This window comes from Streptomyces sp. NRRL F-5135, from assembly GCF_000719775.1.
In the GTDB taxonomy this organism is placed as follows: domain Bacteria; phylum Actinomycetota; class Actinomycetes; order Streptomycetales; family Streptomycetaceae; genus Streptomyces; species Streptomyces hebeiensis.
Genome location: NZ_JOHR01000005.1, coordinates 38,842 through 52,644, shown reverse-complemented (window position 1 = coordinate 52,644; position 13,803 = coordinate 38,842). Strand labels below are relative to the sequence as shown.

The 13,803-nt window shown below is 70.8% G+C and carries 8 protein-coding genes and 4 tRNA genes; 3 read left to right on the top strand and 9 right to left on the bottom strand.

Features of this window, described 5'->3' with window-relative positions; translation table 11 throughout:
- Positions 1–139 precede the first annotated feature (139 nt).
- Positions 140–1,210, top strand: a complete 1,071-nt coding sequence (gene purM, locus IG02_RS0108995) for a phosphoribosylformylglycinamidine cyclo-ligase (RefSeq protein WP_030743968.1) — start codon at positions 140–142, stop codon at positions 1,208–1,210.
- A gap of 231 nt (positions 1,211–1,441) precedes the next feature.
- Here purM and IG02_RS0108990 read toward each other — a convergent pair whose 3' ends face one another.
- Entirely contained in the window at positions 1,442–1,693 is a 252-nt protein-coding gene (locus IG02_RS0108990; RefSeq protein WP_030743966.1) for a DUF3073 domain-containing protein, read from the bottom strand.
- 489 nt (positions 1,694–2,182) lie between these two features.
- Positions 2,183–3,283, bottom strand: coding sequence for a Leu/Phe/Val dehydrogenase (locus tag IG02_RS0108985; RefSeq protein ID WP_030743963.1), 1,101 nt, complete (start codon positions 3,281–3,283; stop codon positions 2,183–2,185).
- Positions 3,284–3,474: 191 nt separating this feature from the next.
- Between IG02_RS0108985 and IG02_RS0108980 the strand changes: the two genes are divergently transcribed.
- Together IG02_RS0108980 and bldC are read left to right on the top strand one after the other, a co-directional pair.
- Positions 3,475–4,338, top strand: a complete 864-nt coding sequence (locus IG02_RS0108980) for a hypothetical protein (RefSeq protein WP_030743962.1) — start codon at positions 3,475–3,477, stop codon at positions 4,336–4,338.
- A 688-nt stretch (positions 4,339–5,026) separates the two neighbouring features.
- Positions 5,027–5,233 carry a developmental transcriptional regulator BldC gene (gene bldC / locus IG02_RS0108975; protein WP_030743960.1) on the top strand — a complete coding sequence of 69 codons (207 nt, stop codon included), beginning with the start codon at positions 5,027–5,029 and terminating at the stop codon, positions 5,231–5,233.
- 583 nt (positions 5,234–5,816) lie between these two features.
- Here bldC and IG02_RS36115 read toward each other — a convergent pair.
- From IG02_RS36115 to IG02_RS0108940, 7 genes are all read right to left on the bottom strand, one after another.
- A complete protein-coding gene (locus tag IG02_RS36115; RefSeq protein WP_037802628.1) occupies positions 5,817–6,044 on the bottom strand; it encodes a DUF6274 family protein in 228 nt (75 codons plus the stop codon).
- 595 nt (positions 6,045–6,639) lie between these two features.
- Positions 6,640–6,714 (bottom strand) — tRNA-Asp (locus IG02_RS0108965).
- Positions 6,715–6,908: 194 nt separating this feature from the next.
- Entirely contained in the window at positions 6,909–11,174 is a 4,266-nt protein-coding gene (gene hrpA, locus IG02_RS42650; protein WP_030743958.1) for an ATP-dependent RNA helicase HrpA, read from the bottom strand.
- Positions 11,175–11,356: 182 nt separating this feature from the next.
- Positions 11,357–11,433 (bottom strand) — tRNA-Phe (locus IG02_RS0108955).
- Positions 11,434–11,454: 21 nt separating this feature from the next.
- Positions 11,455–11,529: transfer RNA gene (locus IG02_RS0108950), tRNA-Asp, on the bottom strand.
- A gap of 39 nt (positions 11,530–11,568) precedes the next feature.
- Positions 11,569–11,641, bottom strand: a tRNA-Glu gene (locus tag IG02_RS0108945).
- 129 nt (positions 11,642–11,770) lie between these two features.
- On the bottom strand, positions 11,771–13,660 hold the full coding sequence (locus IG02_RS0108940; protein WP_234314671.1) for a metallophosphoesterase family protein: 1,890 nt from the start codon (positions 13,658–13,660) through the stop codon (positions 11,771–11,773).
- Positions 13,661–13,803 lie beyond the last annotated feature (143 nt).

Sequence of the window (13,803 nt, the reverse complement as noted above, 5' to 3'; positions counted from 1 at the left end):
CCGCGACAGCGCCACGCCGGGCGCCCACAACAGCCCGTACGCCCCCGACACGCCGTACGCCCGTACCGCCCCGTCCGACGGTGACGGCGCACCGCACGTACCGTCCGACGACCGAACGCCGACAGGAAAGTAGCCAGCCATGTCCGAAACGACCACTGGTGCCAGCTATGCCGCCGCGGGCGTCGACATCGAAGCCGGAGACCGCGCGGTAGAGCTGATGAAGGAGTGGGTGAAGAAGACCCGCCGCCCCGAGGTCCTCGGTGGCCTCGGCGGCTTCGCCGGCCTCTTCGACGCCTCCGCCCTCAAGCGCTACGAGCGCCCGCTGCTCGCCTCCGCCACCGACGGTGTCGGTACGAAGGTCGACCTCGCCCGGAGGATGGGCGTGTACGACACGATCGGCCGCGACCTCGTCGGCATGGTGGTCGACGACCTGGTCGTCTGCGGGGCCGAGCCGCTGTTCATGACCGACTACATCTGTGTCGGCAAGGTCCACCCGGAGCGGGTCGCCGCCATCGTCAAGGGCATCGCCGAGGGCTGTGTCCTGGCCGGCTGCGCGCTGGTCGGCGGCGAGACCGCCGAGCACCCGGGGCTGCTCGGCGAGGACGACTTCGACGTCGCGGGCGCCGGTACGGGCGTGGTCGAGGCGGACCGGCTGCTGGGCCCGGAACGTATCCGTACGGGTGACGTGGTGATCGCCATGGCGTCGTCCGGTCTTCACTCCAACGGGTACTCGCTCGTCCGGCACGTGGTCTTCGACCGGGCCGGCTGGGCGCTGGACCGGGAGGTGCCGGAGTTCGGCCGGACCCTCGGCGAGGAACTGCTGGAGCCCACCAAGATCTACTCGCTGGACTGCCTGGCGCTGACCCGGACCACCGAGGTGCACGCCTTCAGCCACATCACGGGCGGCGGACTCGCGGCCAACCTGGCCCGGGTCATCCCCGAGGAACTGCACGCCACGGTGGACCGCTCGACCTGGACGCCCGGCGCGGTCTTCGACGTCGTCGGAACGGCAGGCCGGGTGGAGCGCCTGGAGCTGGAGAAGACGCTGAACATGGGGGTCGGGATGATGGCCGTCGTCCCGGCCGAGTCGGCCGACGCCGCGCTCACCACGCTGGCGGACCGGGGGGTGGACGCCTGGGTCGCAGGAGAGATCACCGAGCGGGGCGACCACGTGGAGGGCGCCGCGCTGACCGGCGACTACGCCGCCTGAGGCGGAGGCGGACTCCGGTGCCGGGAAGGGCCGAGGGGGCCGACGGGATCGTCGGCCCTGTCCGACCCCACGGTCACGGACCCCACGGTCACGGACCCCACGGTCACGGACCCCACGGTCACGGACTGTTCCGGCTCACCGGCGTACGGGCAGCACAGAACCCGGCCCGGGGCGGTGGCCCCGGACCGGGTCCGCGAGGTACTGCTGCGAGGAAGACGGACGATCTGGACGTCAAGCGCCGCGGCGCTGCGTCGAGGGCCCGGCCTCGTCGTCCTCGTCCTCGTCGGTGTTGTACCGATCCGCGTACTGTGCGTACGGGTTGTCGTCCTCGTCGTCGTCCTCGAACGGCTCGCCGTTCGGCGGCTGGCTCGAGGTCGACGCGCCCAGCTCGTTGGCCAGACGCGACAGGTCAGTCCCGCCGCTGTTGTACTTCAGCTGGCGGGCGACCTTCGTCTGCTTGGCCTTGGCCCGGCCGCGCCCCATGGCTCGACCCCCTCGGTGACGGGGCTCGACGGCCCCAGAGTCTTGACACGCGTTCATGAATCAGAACGAGCTCCCCGCGGAGAGACCCGTCCGTAGGGCTTCAACGGTACCTGCTTCTGCGGCCATACGGTACGCCGCCCGCATGACGCGCCCTGGCGCAGGCCCGGCGAGGCGCCCCGTCCTCGCTGGTCAGCTGCGATTTTAACCTCTTCTGGGCGGGGCGACCCGCCGACCGGCGTGAGTCTCGTCTCCTGTACCGCGACGGGTCGCCCCTCGCGAGCCGCCTATGTCATGGACGCGTCAATCACCACGCATCCACGTCGCCTCCAGTGTCGATTTTCCGTCGTTCTTACGGCGATTTTCAGACACCACGGCGACGGGTACGGGCCGCCCCGGCAAGGCCGGCGCGGTTCCGCGGCGGCCGGCGCGCGGTCTGTGACGGCCACCGCGCGGTCCCGTGACGGCCGGTTCGGGGCGGCCCGGTGACGGTCAGCGCGAGCCGGCCTCCAGGGCTCCGGCCATCCGGTGCTCGGCGAGCCGGTCCGCCGCCGCGGCCGGCGGAATGCCGTCCGTCTTCGCACGTGCGAATATCCCCAGCGTCGTGTCGAAGATCTTCGCTGCCTTCGCCCGGCACCGCTCGAAGTCGAAACCGCGCAGTTCGTCGGCGACCTGGATCACACCGCCCGCGTTCACCACGTAGTCGGGCGCGTACAGGATGCCGCGGTCCGAGAGGTCCTTCTCGACGCCCGGGTGGGCGAGCTGGTTGTTGGCCGCGCCGCACACCACCGCGGCGGTCAGGACGGGCACCGACTCGTCGTTCAGCGCGCCGCCGAGCGCGCACGGTGAGTAGATGTCCAGGCCCTCCGTGCGGATCAGGGCGTCGTTGTCGGCCACGGCCGCGACCTGCGGATGGCGGTCGGTGATCGCCCGTACCGCCTGCTCCCGTACGTCCGTCACGACGACGTGGGCGCCGTCCTGGAGCAGGTGCTCCACCAGGTGGTGCCCGACCTTGCCGACGCCGGCGACGCCGACCGTGCGGTCCCGCAGCGAGGGGTCGCCCCACCGGTGCTGGGCGCTCGCGCGCATGCCCTGGAAGACTCCGTAGGCGGTCAGGACCGAGGAGTCGCCCGCGCCCCCGTTCTCGGGGGACCGGCCCGTCGTCCAGCGGCATTCACGCGCGACCACGTCCATGTCCGCGACATAGGTGCCCACATCGCACGCCGTGACATAACGGCCCCCCAGAGAGGCAACGAACCGGCCATAAGCGAGCAGAAGTCGCTCGGTCTTGATCTGTTCCGGATCGCCGATGATCACGGCCTTGCCGCCGCCGTGGTCCAGTCCCGCGAGGGCGTTCTTGTACGACATGCCGCGGGAGAGGTTCAGCGCGTCGGCGACGGCGTCCTCCTCGCTCGCGTACGGGTAGAAGCGGGTGCCGCCGAGGGCGGGGCCCAGGGCCGTCGAGTGGATGGCGATGACGGCCTTGAGGCCACTGGCACGGTCCTGGCAGAGCACGACTTGCTCATGGCCGCCCTGCTCGGAGCGGAACAGGGTGTGCAGCACATCGACAGGCACGCCGGTCACATCGGTCACGGTGGTGACTCCCAAGTACGAATCGGCGATGGGGAACGACCCTCCTGTGGGTGGGGAGGGCCGCCGGGCGGGCGCGGCGGACACGCGCCGCGGGCCGGGCAAGCAAGAGCGTAAGTCCTCCGGGGGTGTGGATCAGCCGCAGTGCTGTGGATCACCCCCTTGCGGAGTACGGGCATGGGACGATGCGCCGCATGCCGGCGGTGTCTGCGATTCTCGTCCCTTACTCGTCCTACCTGCGGATCTACGAGCCGTTGGCGGCGTTCCCCGAGCCCGAGAGGGCGCACTGGGCGCGTTACGCCAAGCGGGACCGTACGCCGACCGCACAGGACGAACTACGGCGCTCCCTGGCCGATTTGGTGCCCACCCCACCGGTCCCTGTGCCGGTCCACGAGAGCGGCGACGCGTTCGTCACCGAGGTGGACGGCGTGGTGTGCGTCTGCCCGTGGCGGACCCGGCTGCGCGGCTGGCTGGCGCTGGAGGAGCTGAGGGAACAGCTCCCGGCGCCGCTGCTGGACGCCGTGCTGCCCCCGGTCGTGCGCGGCCAGGCGGCGGCCGACTACGAGCGCTGGCGGGAGGGCAATCCGGACGCGCGGCCCTGGATCAGGACGGCGGTCTGGCAGGTGCCGGCGCGCTGGTTCGCGCTGTTCTCGGACGACGAGCGGCTGTACGAGGCGGGCGGTACCGGAGCCGGGAGCGACGGCGGCGGGGCCGCCCCGGTCCTGCGCTACCGGACGCCGATGGTGCAGGCCAGGCGGCGTCTCGCCCGCGCGCTGAAGACGCTGCGGGACACGATGGACGACGGGCCGCTGATCGAGGGGCTGGTGGACGTGGGGCGGTGGCTGGAGGAGTTCCACCCGCGCTCGCTGGTCGAACTGGACTACGGCGGGCTGGTGCACGCCCTGCCCGAGTCCGCACTCGCCGAGGACCGCTCGGCGGCCGACGTGGCCGCCGCGATCGCCGCGCTGCGGGACGGCGACGGCGAGGGCGCGGGGGAGGCGTACGGGCGGCTCATGGAGCGCTGGCGGGCCGTGCGGGAGCGGCAGTTCGCCAACTGAGCGGTCGATCGTCCGCCGACTGGCTGGTTCGTCCACCGTCCCCCGAGAAAGCCCTTACCCTTTGTGATCCGTGACTCACGAGGCTCACGGGTTTCGCGGGAACCATGAGGCTCCATGAAATTCATGTAACCCATGCGACTCGTGGGGTTTCTGTGAGCTCATGAGTCACTGAGGTGTGCGTGACTGGTGTTACGTGGCTCACGTGGCTCACGTGGCTCAAGCGGTTCGTCGCCCCGGGGGAGGGGCGGAGGTCCTGATCCGGGCTTTTGCCTCAAGCGTGATGGACCGCACTAACAGGGCTCTTGCGCCCATCGCCCACCCTCGTGTCAAAATAGGACAAGGAGTCCGGGGAGGGTTCCTTCCGCCCAACCATGGGCGGAATGCTCGGCATTGCCACTCTATATGGGGGGTCCGGTGACTCCTGATCGCTGTGTGACTGATCGTATCTGTGACGTGACTGTCCGCTATGAGATGGTCCATCGGCTTCCGCCGCTGATGAACACCTCAGAGGGCAATTCCATCGGTTTGGCCGACGCGGCTGGACGGATGGTGTAGTTGTAGTGCCGAGGACAAGCCGTTCGTCCTATAACCGACTCGGCCTGCGTCTGCCATTTCGGGCAACGTGGGTCAAGGTGCAGAATTTAGAGGAAAGAACCGAGATCGTTCGGTTCTCCCGAGGAGGCCGCTCATGACCGCTCGCACCCCTGAAGCTGAGGCGCTGCTGACTCCGGCTGAGGTTGCCACGATGTTCCGCGTGGACCCGAAGACGGTCACGCGCTGGGCAAAGGCCGGCAAGCTCACGTCCATCCGTACCCTCGGTGGGCATCGTCGGTACCGCGAGGCAGAGGTCCGCGCACTGCTCGCGGGTATCCCGCAGCAGCGCAGCGAGGCCTGAAAACCCCCATCCGAGCCCTTTTCGGGCTCATGACCAGGGTGCAGCCGGGCCCCCCAATCTCGGTCGTTCCCGCCCCATAGCTCCACACGACGGGCGCCTGCCCCAACAGGCCCCATGCCCACGCAACATGGGTACGTCGTCGACCGCGCTGGACTCCGCCGGGTCCAGCGCGGTCTTTTTTCATGTCCCGGGGAGGCGGGAGTCGAGGCCCTGTTGGCGGTGCGGGGAGGGCTGAGGAGGGCTGGGGGAGGAGTGGGGAGGGGGCGGGGAGTGGATCGGGGAGCGTTGGTGGGATGGTGGGCAGAGAGCTGAAAAGAGGGTGCAATTGCACATATTAAATTGGTGGTTTGTATGGACCCGGTAAATGCCCTCTTTTTCGGAACGGATTCGGTGATGCCCATCACATGGCGGGTCTCTTGCCAAGAGAGGGCGCGTCCACTAATGGATCTTGAGGATTCGTAGGCCGATGGAGCGGAGTCCGGGAGACCGGTCGTGAAGATCTGGTCGCCGGGGACGGTCGTGGGGACGGGGACGGGGGCGCGGGAGTCGGTCGCGAGGGCCGGCCCGCGGTCCGGACGGCGCGCTACCGGCTGTCGGTCAACCGGCCCGCGAAGAAGCCCCCTTCGAGGAAACCGTCGTCGATGCTGTCCTCGGCCGACCTGCGCTCTCTGGCGAGCCGTTGGAGGCGGTGGCAGATGGCGCAGGCGCCGGTGCGGTGCGGATGCCCGGAGGCCGCCGCCAGGCCGGACGCGGCCACCAGATGGGCGCGTAGCAACGCGCCGGTCTCGTGCTTCGTCGTCGATGCGGTCACGCCACCACCCCCGGTGTGGGTCCCCGGGATGCGATGAGCGGGACCCTGATGCTTGAGTACCCCCCGGCCGTTGGCGTCGTCAAGACAGGAATGGCCAGGCCCACCCGATTTGGGGGCGCCATTACTGCCGCGTTACCGCGCCGTCGACGGCACTTGCCGTATGCAATGGGGTCCGTTTCATACAGCCGTCTACGCGCCAGGGAGACGCGCGAGGGAGGGCGAACGGCTCGCGACGGCGTCCCGGCGGCGCGCGAGGCAGCACTTTCCGGCCTCTTCGGGGGGGGCGGGCATCGGGTACGCGAAGCGGCCCGCGTCTTCGGTAAGACGTGGGCCCCTTGGTCGCTGCGGTCCTGACGGGATTTGCTGTGTCCGATGGCGGCTCCGCCGCGGGCGCGGCCTCTTCGGGGGGCGGGCGTCGGGTGTGCGAAAGGGCCCGCGTCCTCGGTGAGACGTGGGCCCCTTGGTCGCTGCGGTCCTGACGGGATTTGCTGTGTCCGATGGCGGCTCCGCCGCGGGCGCGGCCTCTTCGGGCACCGGGCACCGGGCATGCGAAAGGGCCCGCGTCTTCGGTAAGACGTGGGCCCCTTCGTTACTGCGGTCCTGACGGGATTTGAACCCGCGGCCTCCACCTTGACAGGGTGGCGAGCACTCCAAACTGCTCCACAGGACCAGACGGCCGCCGCACCAGCGGATTCACCGGACCGTTCCGTCCGATCGCCCGCTGTTCCGTGGCTGCGAGGAAGACTGTACAGCAGCTCAGAGGGTGCGGTCGAACTGAGGACGCGCGGCTCACTCCGGCCGGGCCGGAGGCCGCTCGCGCCACGCCGCGACCGCGTTCCGGCACGGCCCCCGCCACCGCCCCCGCTACGGCACGGCCGCGTCGATCGCCTTCACGATCCGCTTGTCCGAGACGGGGTACGCCGTGCCCAGGGCGTGCGCGAAGTAGCTCACCCGCAGCTCCTCGATCATCCAGCGGATCTCCAGGACCTGCTGCGGGACCGGCCGCCCCTGGGGCAGCTGCTCCAGCAGCCAGGCGTACTCGTCCCGCATCTCGTGGACCTTCTCCATGCGCGTGGTGTCGCGCTGGACACCCGTCGGCATCTGTTGCAGCCGGCGGTCGACGGCCACGAGATAGCGCATCAGGTCCGGCAGCCGGCGCAGCCCCGCGCGGGTGACGAAGCCGGCCGGTACGAGGCCCGTCAGCTGCTCCCTGACGTCCTGGACGTTCTTGACCAGGGCCGGGCTGCTCGTGGCCTTCAGACGGCGCTCACAGGCCTGCCAGGCGGCCAGGACCTGCCGTACCTGGTCCACCGCCCGCACCGTCGCGTCCACCAGGTCCGCGCGCACCTTGTCGTACAGCGCCCGGAACGACGCCTCGTCCCAGGCCGGGCCCCCGTGGTCCGCGATCAGTTTGTCGGCGGCGGCCGTCGCGCAGTCGTCGAACAACGCCTGGACCGAGCCGTGCGGGTTGCTCGACAGCGCCAGCTTCTGCTGGTTGGTGAGCCTGTCCGAGGCGAACTTCGCCGGATTGACCGGGATGTTCAGCAGGATCAGCCGCCGGGTGCCCGCCCACATCGCCTGCCGCTGCTCGGCCTCGGTGTCGAAGAGCCGTACGGCCACGCTCGCGCCCTCGTCGACCAGTGCCGGGTACGCCTTGACGGGCTGGCCCGCCCGCCGCGTCTCGAAGACCCGCTCCAGCGTGCCGATCGTCCAGTCGGTCAGCCCCGTCCGCTCGACGGCCGCGCCGCCCGTCCGCTCCGCGGTGGCCGCGGCGGCCTTGGAGAGCGCCTGCCGGGCCTTGGGGCGCAGTTTCAGCCGCAGGGCCTCCAGATCCTTGTCCTCGGCGATCCCGCGCCGCCGTTCGTCCACGATCCGGAAGGTGACCTTGAGGTGGTCGGGCACCCGGGACAGGTCGAAGTCGTCGGCCGTGACCGGGACGCCGACCATCCGCTTCAGCTCGCGGGCCAGCGTGGCGGGCAGCGGCTCCGCCAAGGGGTCGGGGAGGGAGGCGACACGCTCCAGGAACGCCTTCGCGTAGTTCGGCGCGGGCACGTAGTGGCGGCGGATCGGCTTGGGCAGGGAGCGGATCAGCTCCATGACCACCTCCTCGCGCAGGCCCGGGATCTGCCAGTCGAACCCCTCGTCAGAGACCTGGTTGAGCACTTGGAGCGGGATGTGGACGGTCACGCCGTCCGCGTCCGTACCCGGCTCGAACTGGTACGTCACCCGGAACTTCAGCCGGCCCTGGCGCCAGGAGTCCGGATAGTCGTCCTTCGTGACCGACCCGGCCTTGTCGTTGATGAGCATCGACCGCTCGAAGTCGAGCAGTTCGGGCTCCTCGCGGCGCTTCTTCTTCCACCAGGAGTCGAAGTGCGCGCCGGAGACCACCTCGGCCGGCACCCGCTGGTCGTAGAAGTCGTACAGGGTCTCGTCGTCCACGAGGATGTCGCGGCGCCTGGCCCGGTGCTCCAGCTCCTCGACCTCGCCGAGGAGTTTGCGGTTGTCATGGAAGAACTGGTGGTGCGTACGCCAGTCGCCCTCCACGAGCGCGTGCCGGATGAACAGCTCGCGCGAGATCTCCGGGTCGATCCGGCCGTAGTTGACCTTGCGCTGCGCGACGATCGGCACCCCGTAGAGGGTCACCTTCTCGTACGCCATCACGGCCGCCATGTCCTTCTCCCAGTGCGGCTCGCTGTACGTACGCTTCAGCAGGTGGCCGGCCAGCGGCTCGATCCACTCGGGCTCGACCTTCGCGTTGACCCGCGCCCACAGCCGGGAGGTCTCCACCAGCTCGGCGGACATCACGAAGCGCGGCGGCTTCTTGAACAGCGCGGAACCGGGGAAGACGGCGAACTTCGCGCCGCGCGCGCCCAGGTACTCGTTCTTCGCGCCGTCCTTCACGTCCTTCATGCCGATGTGCGACAGCAAACCGGCGAGCAACGACACGTGGACGGCCTGGTCCGCCGCGTCGTCCTCGTTGAGATGGATGCCCATCTGCTTGGCGACCGTACGGAGCTGGGAGTAGATGTCCTGCCACTCCCGGATCCGCAGGAAGTTCAGGTACTCCGCCTTGCACATCCGGCGGAAGGCCGACGAGGACAGCGCCTTCTGCTGCTCCCGCACGTACCGCCAGAGGTTGAGGAAGGCCAGGAAGTCCGATGTCTCGTCCTTGAAGCGGGCATGGCTCTGGTCGGCCTGGGCCTGCTTCTCCGCCGGGCGCTCGCGCGGGTCCTGGATGGAGAGCGCGGCGGCGATCACCATCACCTCGCGCACACAGCCGTTGCGGTCGGCCTCGATGACCATGCGGGCGAGCCGCGGGTCCACGGGCAGCTGGGAGAGCTTGCGGCCGAGCGGCGTCAGCCTCTTCGAGGAGTCCTTCCGGGAGCCCCGGCGGGAGTCTTCCCGGGGGCCCTTCCGGGACTCCCGCACGGGCTGCTCGGCGTCCTGCCGTACGGGCTGCTCCGCGTCCTGCTCCTGCCGTGCCGCCTGTCCCGATTCCTGCCGTGCCGCCTGGGCGACGTCGAACGCGCCCAGTTCCTGGAGCAGTTGCACACCGTCCCGGATGTTGCGGTGGTCCGGCGGGTCGATGAAGGGGAACTTCTCGATGTCCCCGAGGCCGGCGGCGGTCATCTGGAGGATGACGGACGCCAGGTTCGTCCGGAGGATCTCGGCGTCCGTGAACTCCGGGCGCGACTCGAAGTCCTCCTCCGAGTACAGCCGGATGCAGATGCCGTCGGACGTACGGCCGCACCGGCCCTTGCGCTGGTTGGCGCTGGCCTGCGAGATCCGTTCGATCGGCAGGCGCTGGACCTTCGTGCGGTGGCTGTAGCGCGAGATACGGGCGGTGCCCGGGTCGATCACGTACTTGATGCCGGGCACGGTCAGCGAGGTCTCGGCGACGTTCGTGGCCAGCACGATCCTGCGACCGCTGTGGCGCTGGAAGACGCGGTGCTGCTCGGCGTGCGAGAGGCGCGCGTACAGGGGCAGGATCTCGGTGTTCCTGAGCCTGCGCTTCTCCAGGGCGTCGGCGGTGTCACGGATCTCTCGCTCGCCGGAGAGGAAGACGAGGATGTCGCCGGGCCCCTCGGCCTGGAGCTCGTCCACGGCCTCGGAGATGGCGGTGATCTGGTCGCGGTCGCCCTCGTCGCCGTCCTCCTCCAGGAGGGGGCGGTAGCGGACCTCCACGGGGTAGGTGCGGCCGGACACCTCGATGACGGGGGCGGCGGCCACGGCGGGGCCCGCCGGGCGGGGGCCGGCGACAAGGCCGCCGGCCGTGGGGGCCGCCGGGCCGGGGCCGGCGCCGGTCGCCTCGACGGTGCCGGTCGCGGTCGCGGTGCCGGGGCCCTTCGCGTCGCCGGGGCCCGGCACGTCGCCCGGTCCGTTCGGGCCGCGCGCGCCCACGGTGGCGAAACCGCCGAAGTGGCGGGCGAAGCGCTCCGGATCGATGGTCGCGGAGGTGATGACGACCTTGAGGTCCGGCCGTCTGGGCAGCAGCTGGGCGAGGTAGCCGAGCAGGAAGTCGATGTTCAGGCTGCGCTCGTGGGCCTCGTCGATGATGATCGTGTCGTACGCGCGCAGCTCGCGGTCCGTCTGGATCTCGGCGAGCAGGATGCCGTCGGTCATCAGCTTGATGAACGTCGTGTCCTGGTTCACCTGGTCCGTGAACCGGACCTTCCAGCCGACGGCCTCACCGAGCGGGGTGTCCAACTCCTCCGCGACGCGCTCCGCGACCGTACGGGCGGCGATCCTGCGGGGCTGGGTGTGCCCGATCATGCCCCGGACTCCCCGGCCCAGCTCCAGACAGATCTTGGGGATCTGCGTGGTCTTGCCGGAGCCGGTCTCGCCCGCCACGATCACGACCTGGTGGTCGCGTATCGCCTTGAGGATCGCGTCCTTCTTCTGGCTGACCGGCAGCGCCTCGGGGTACGAGATCCTGGGCACCCGGGCCCCGCGCAGCCGCGTCCGCTCGGCGGCCTTCTCGGCCTCGTCCGCGATCTCGTCCAGCACGGCCTGCCGCGCCTCGGGTTTACGAATGCGCCGGGCGCCTTCCAGGCGGCGGCCCAGCCGGTGTGCGTCACGGAGCGAGGCGTCGGCGAGCAGGGTCTGGAGGTCGGCGAAGGAAGTAGACATACCGAAACCAGGATCTCATTGGGCGCGCGCGGCTTGCGAACGCATTTCGCGCGGCGGTACGGGAGGGCGGGGAGGCGGCCGGTACGCGACGGCCGGGCCGTACGAGCGCCCGCGCGCACCCCGAACGGAAAAGCCCCCGCCGAAGATCTCAGATCCGGCAGGGGCCGTGCCCTCGCGGGCGGTGGTGGCTGGGGCCGGGATCGAACCGGCGACCTATCGCTTTTCAGGCGATCGCTCGTACCAACTGAGCTACCCAGCCACGCAACCTCACGGTTGCAAGCGGTCCTGACGGGATTTGAACCCGCGGCCTCCACCTTGACAGGGTGGCGAGCACTCCAAACTGCTCCACAGGACCAAACAATGTGCGAGCACCAGTCTCGCACACGGTGTTGCGTGCCCCCAACGGGATTCGAACCCGTGCTACCGCCTTGAAAGGGCGGCGTCCTGGGCCACTAGACGATGAGGGCTAAGGGCCCGCCTGGGCGCTTTGCAGCGCGTCGGGGACGTGAGAAGCATATGGGATGGCAGGAGCGATCGCCAAAACGCTTTACGGGGGCGCTCCCCGGGCCGCCGGTCGGGACACCCCGCGCAACGCCCTACGGGGTGGAGGCCGGGGCGGGCGCCCGCGGCGAGGGGGCGGCCCGGGCGTCGGACGGCGAGGGACGGGGGCCCGGTGGCACGGGCCGGGCGCCCGGCGGCGCGGCACCGGGCCGGTCGTCGGAGGCGGGGCCCGGAGGGGTGCCCGAGGGCCCGGCGGCGGGCGGGACCGACGTACTGGGCGACAGGGACGGTGACGGGGACGGTTCCGCGCCCGGCGCCCCCGCCTCCTGCGGCAGGTGCCTGCTGACCTCGGCCGTCGTCAGGCCGAGACCGCCCAGGGTGATCTCGTCCCACGCCTGGAGCCGCTTGGTCTCGCGGTCCAGGTAGAGCACGGAGGTACGGACCTTCTCGGGCGCGTCGTTCTGCACGGCGCGCAGCCCGCCGCCGCCCGTCGAGCCCTCGATCTTCAGCCGGGTCCCCAGCGGCAGGACCTCCGTCTCGCGGTGGTGGACGTGGCCCGAGAGCACGAGCGGGACCACGCCGTCGGTCTCCCGCGCGGCCACCGGGTTGTGGGCGACGGCGATGTCCACGGGGGTGCCGGCCCGTTCCTGGTCGCGCAGGGCGGAGGCGAGCCGGATGCCCGCCAGGCGCTCCGCCGGGTCGCCCTGGGCCTCCACCGAGCGGTCGGGGGTGTACTGCGGGTCCCCCGTGCCCGCCACGCGCACCCCGGCCACGGTCACGGCCCGGCCGTCGTCCAGCACCCGGACGTTCTTCATGCGCTTCAGGTACTCCTGGGTGCCCTGCGAGTCGTGATTGCCGCGCACCCAGACATAGGGGACGCCGAGGTCGGCGACCGGGTCCAGGAAGGTGTTCTCGGCGGCGGCGCCGTGGTCCATGCTGTCGCCCGAGTCGATGATGACGTCGATCTTGTACTGCTCCACGAGCGAGCCGATGATGTGCCAGGCCGCCGGGTTGAGGTGGATGTCCGAGACGTGCAGCACCCGCAGGGTGGCCGGGTCCGGCTGGTACGTGGGCAGCGCGGAGGTCGCGTCGTACAGCTTGGTCACATTGGTCACCAGCCGCGCCAGCTCCTTCTGGTAGACGTCGAAGTCGCTGACGATCGAGCGCGCGTTGCCGACGACCTGCGGGGCGGACGAGAGGAGCCCCGAGAACTTGGGCTCCAGGACGGACTTCGGGTTCCAGGTGGCGTACGCGCCGACGCCGGACGCGGCGAGGAGCGCCAGCGCGAGACCGCCGGCGGCCAGCGCGCGGCCGGGGCGTCGGTAGACGACGAGGCCGAGGGCGGTGGCGCCGGAGACGACGGCGACGCAGGAGCGGACGGCCAGGTCCGTGGTGCCGTTCAGGACGTCGTGCGAGACCTCGTCCTGGAGGCCGGAGAGCCGCTCGGGGTGTTCGACCAGGGCCGTGGAGCGCACCGGGTCGAGCTGGTCGACGTCCACGTCGAGACGGATGGGCCCGGTGTGGGTGTTCAGCTCCAGCGCGCCCAGCGGCGAGACGTTGATCTTCGTGCCCCCGGCCAGGGAGGGGCGCAGGGTCATGCTCGTGTCCATCGGACCGACGGGGGTCCGTACGCTCCCGACGATCAGCAGCCCGAGCCAGGCACCGAGCAGGACGACCGCGGTCAGGGCGAAGGCGCGGGCGTACGGGTTCGGGGGGTCGGCGGGGAGGAGGGGACCGGGCAGGGGCGCTTCGGCACGGGTACGGGATGGGGACCGGAGTCGTGACCGGTCCGGCCACAGGGACCGGACGCGGGCCCACGACCGGGAATCTGACCGGGACCCGGTTCCGGACCGGGGTTCGGTTCCGGGCCGGGGTCCGGGGCGCGGCGAGGGCCGGAACCGCCGGGGGAGCCGGGACCGGAGACGGCCTGTGATGCGGCCGAAGGCGGAACGGAGGGACGAGCGGCGGCGTACATCACGGGCCATTGGGCGCGTATTCCCTGCGGGGCGGGCGGACATGCGCGCATTGGGCCGGGTGGCCGCGCACGCCGCCGTACGCGCGGTGCGGGGACCTCTTGCGTCGCCGTACGTCGTCCCGCGCCGCCGCGGCGCGGGACGGCCCGTTCGGC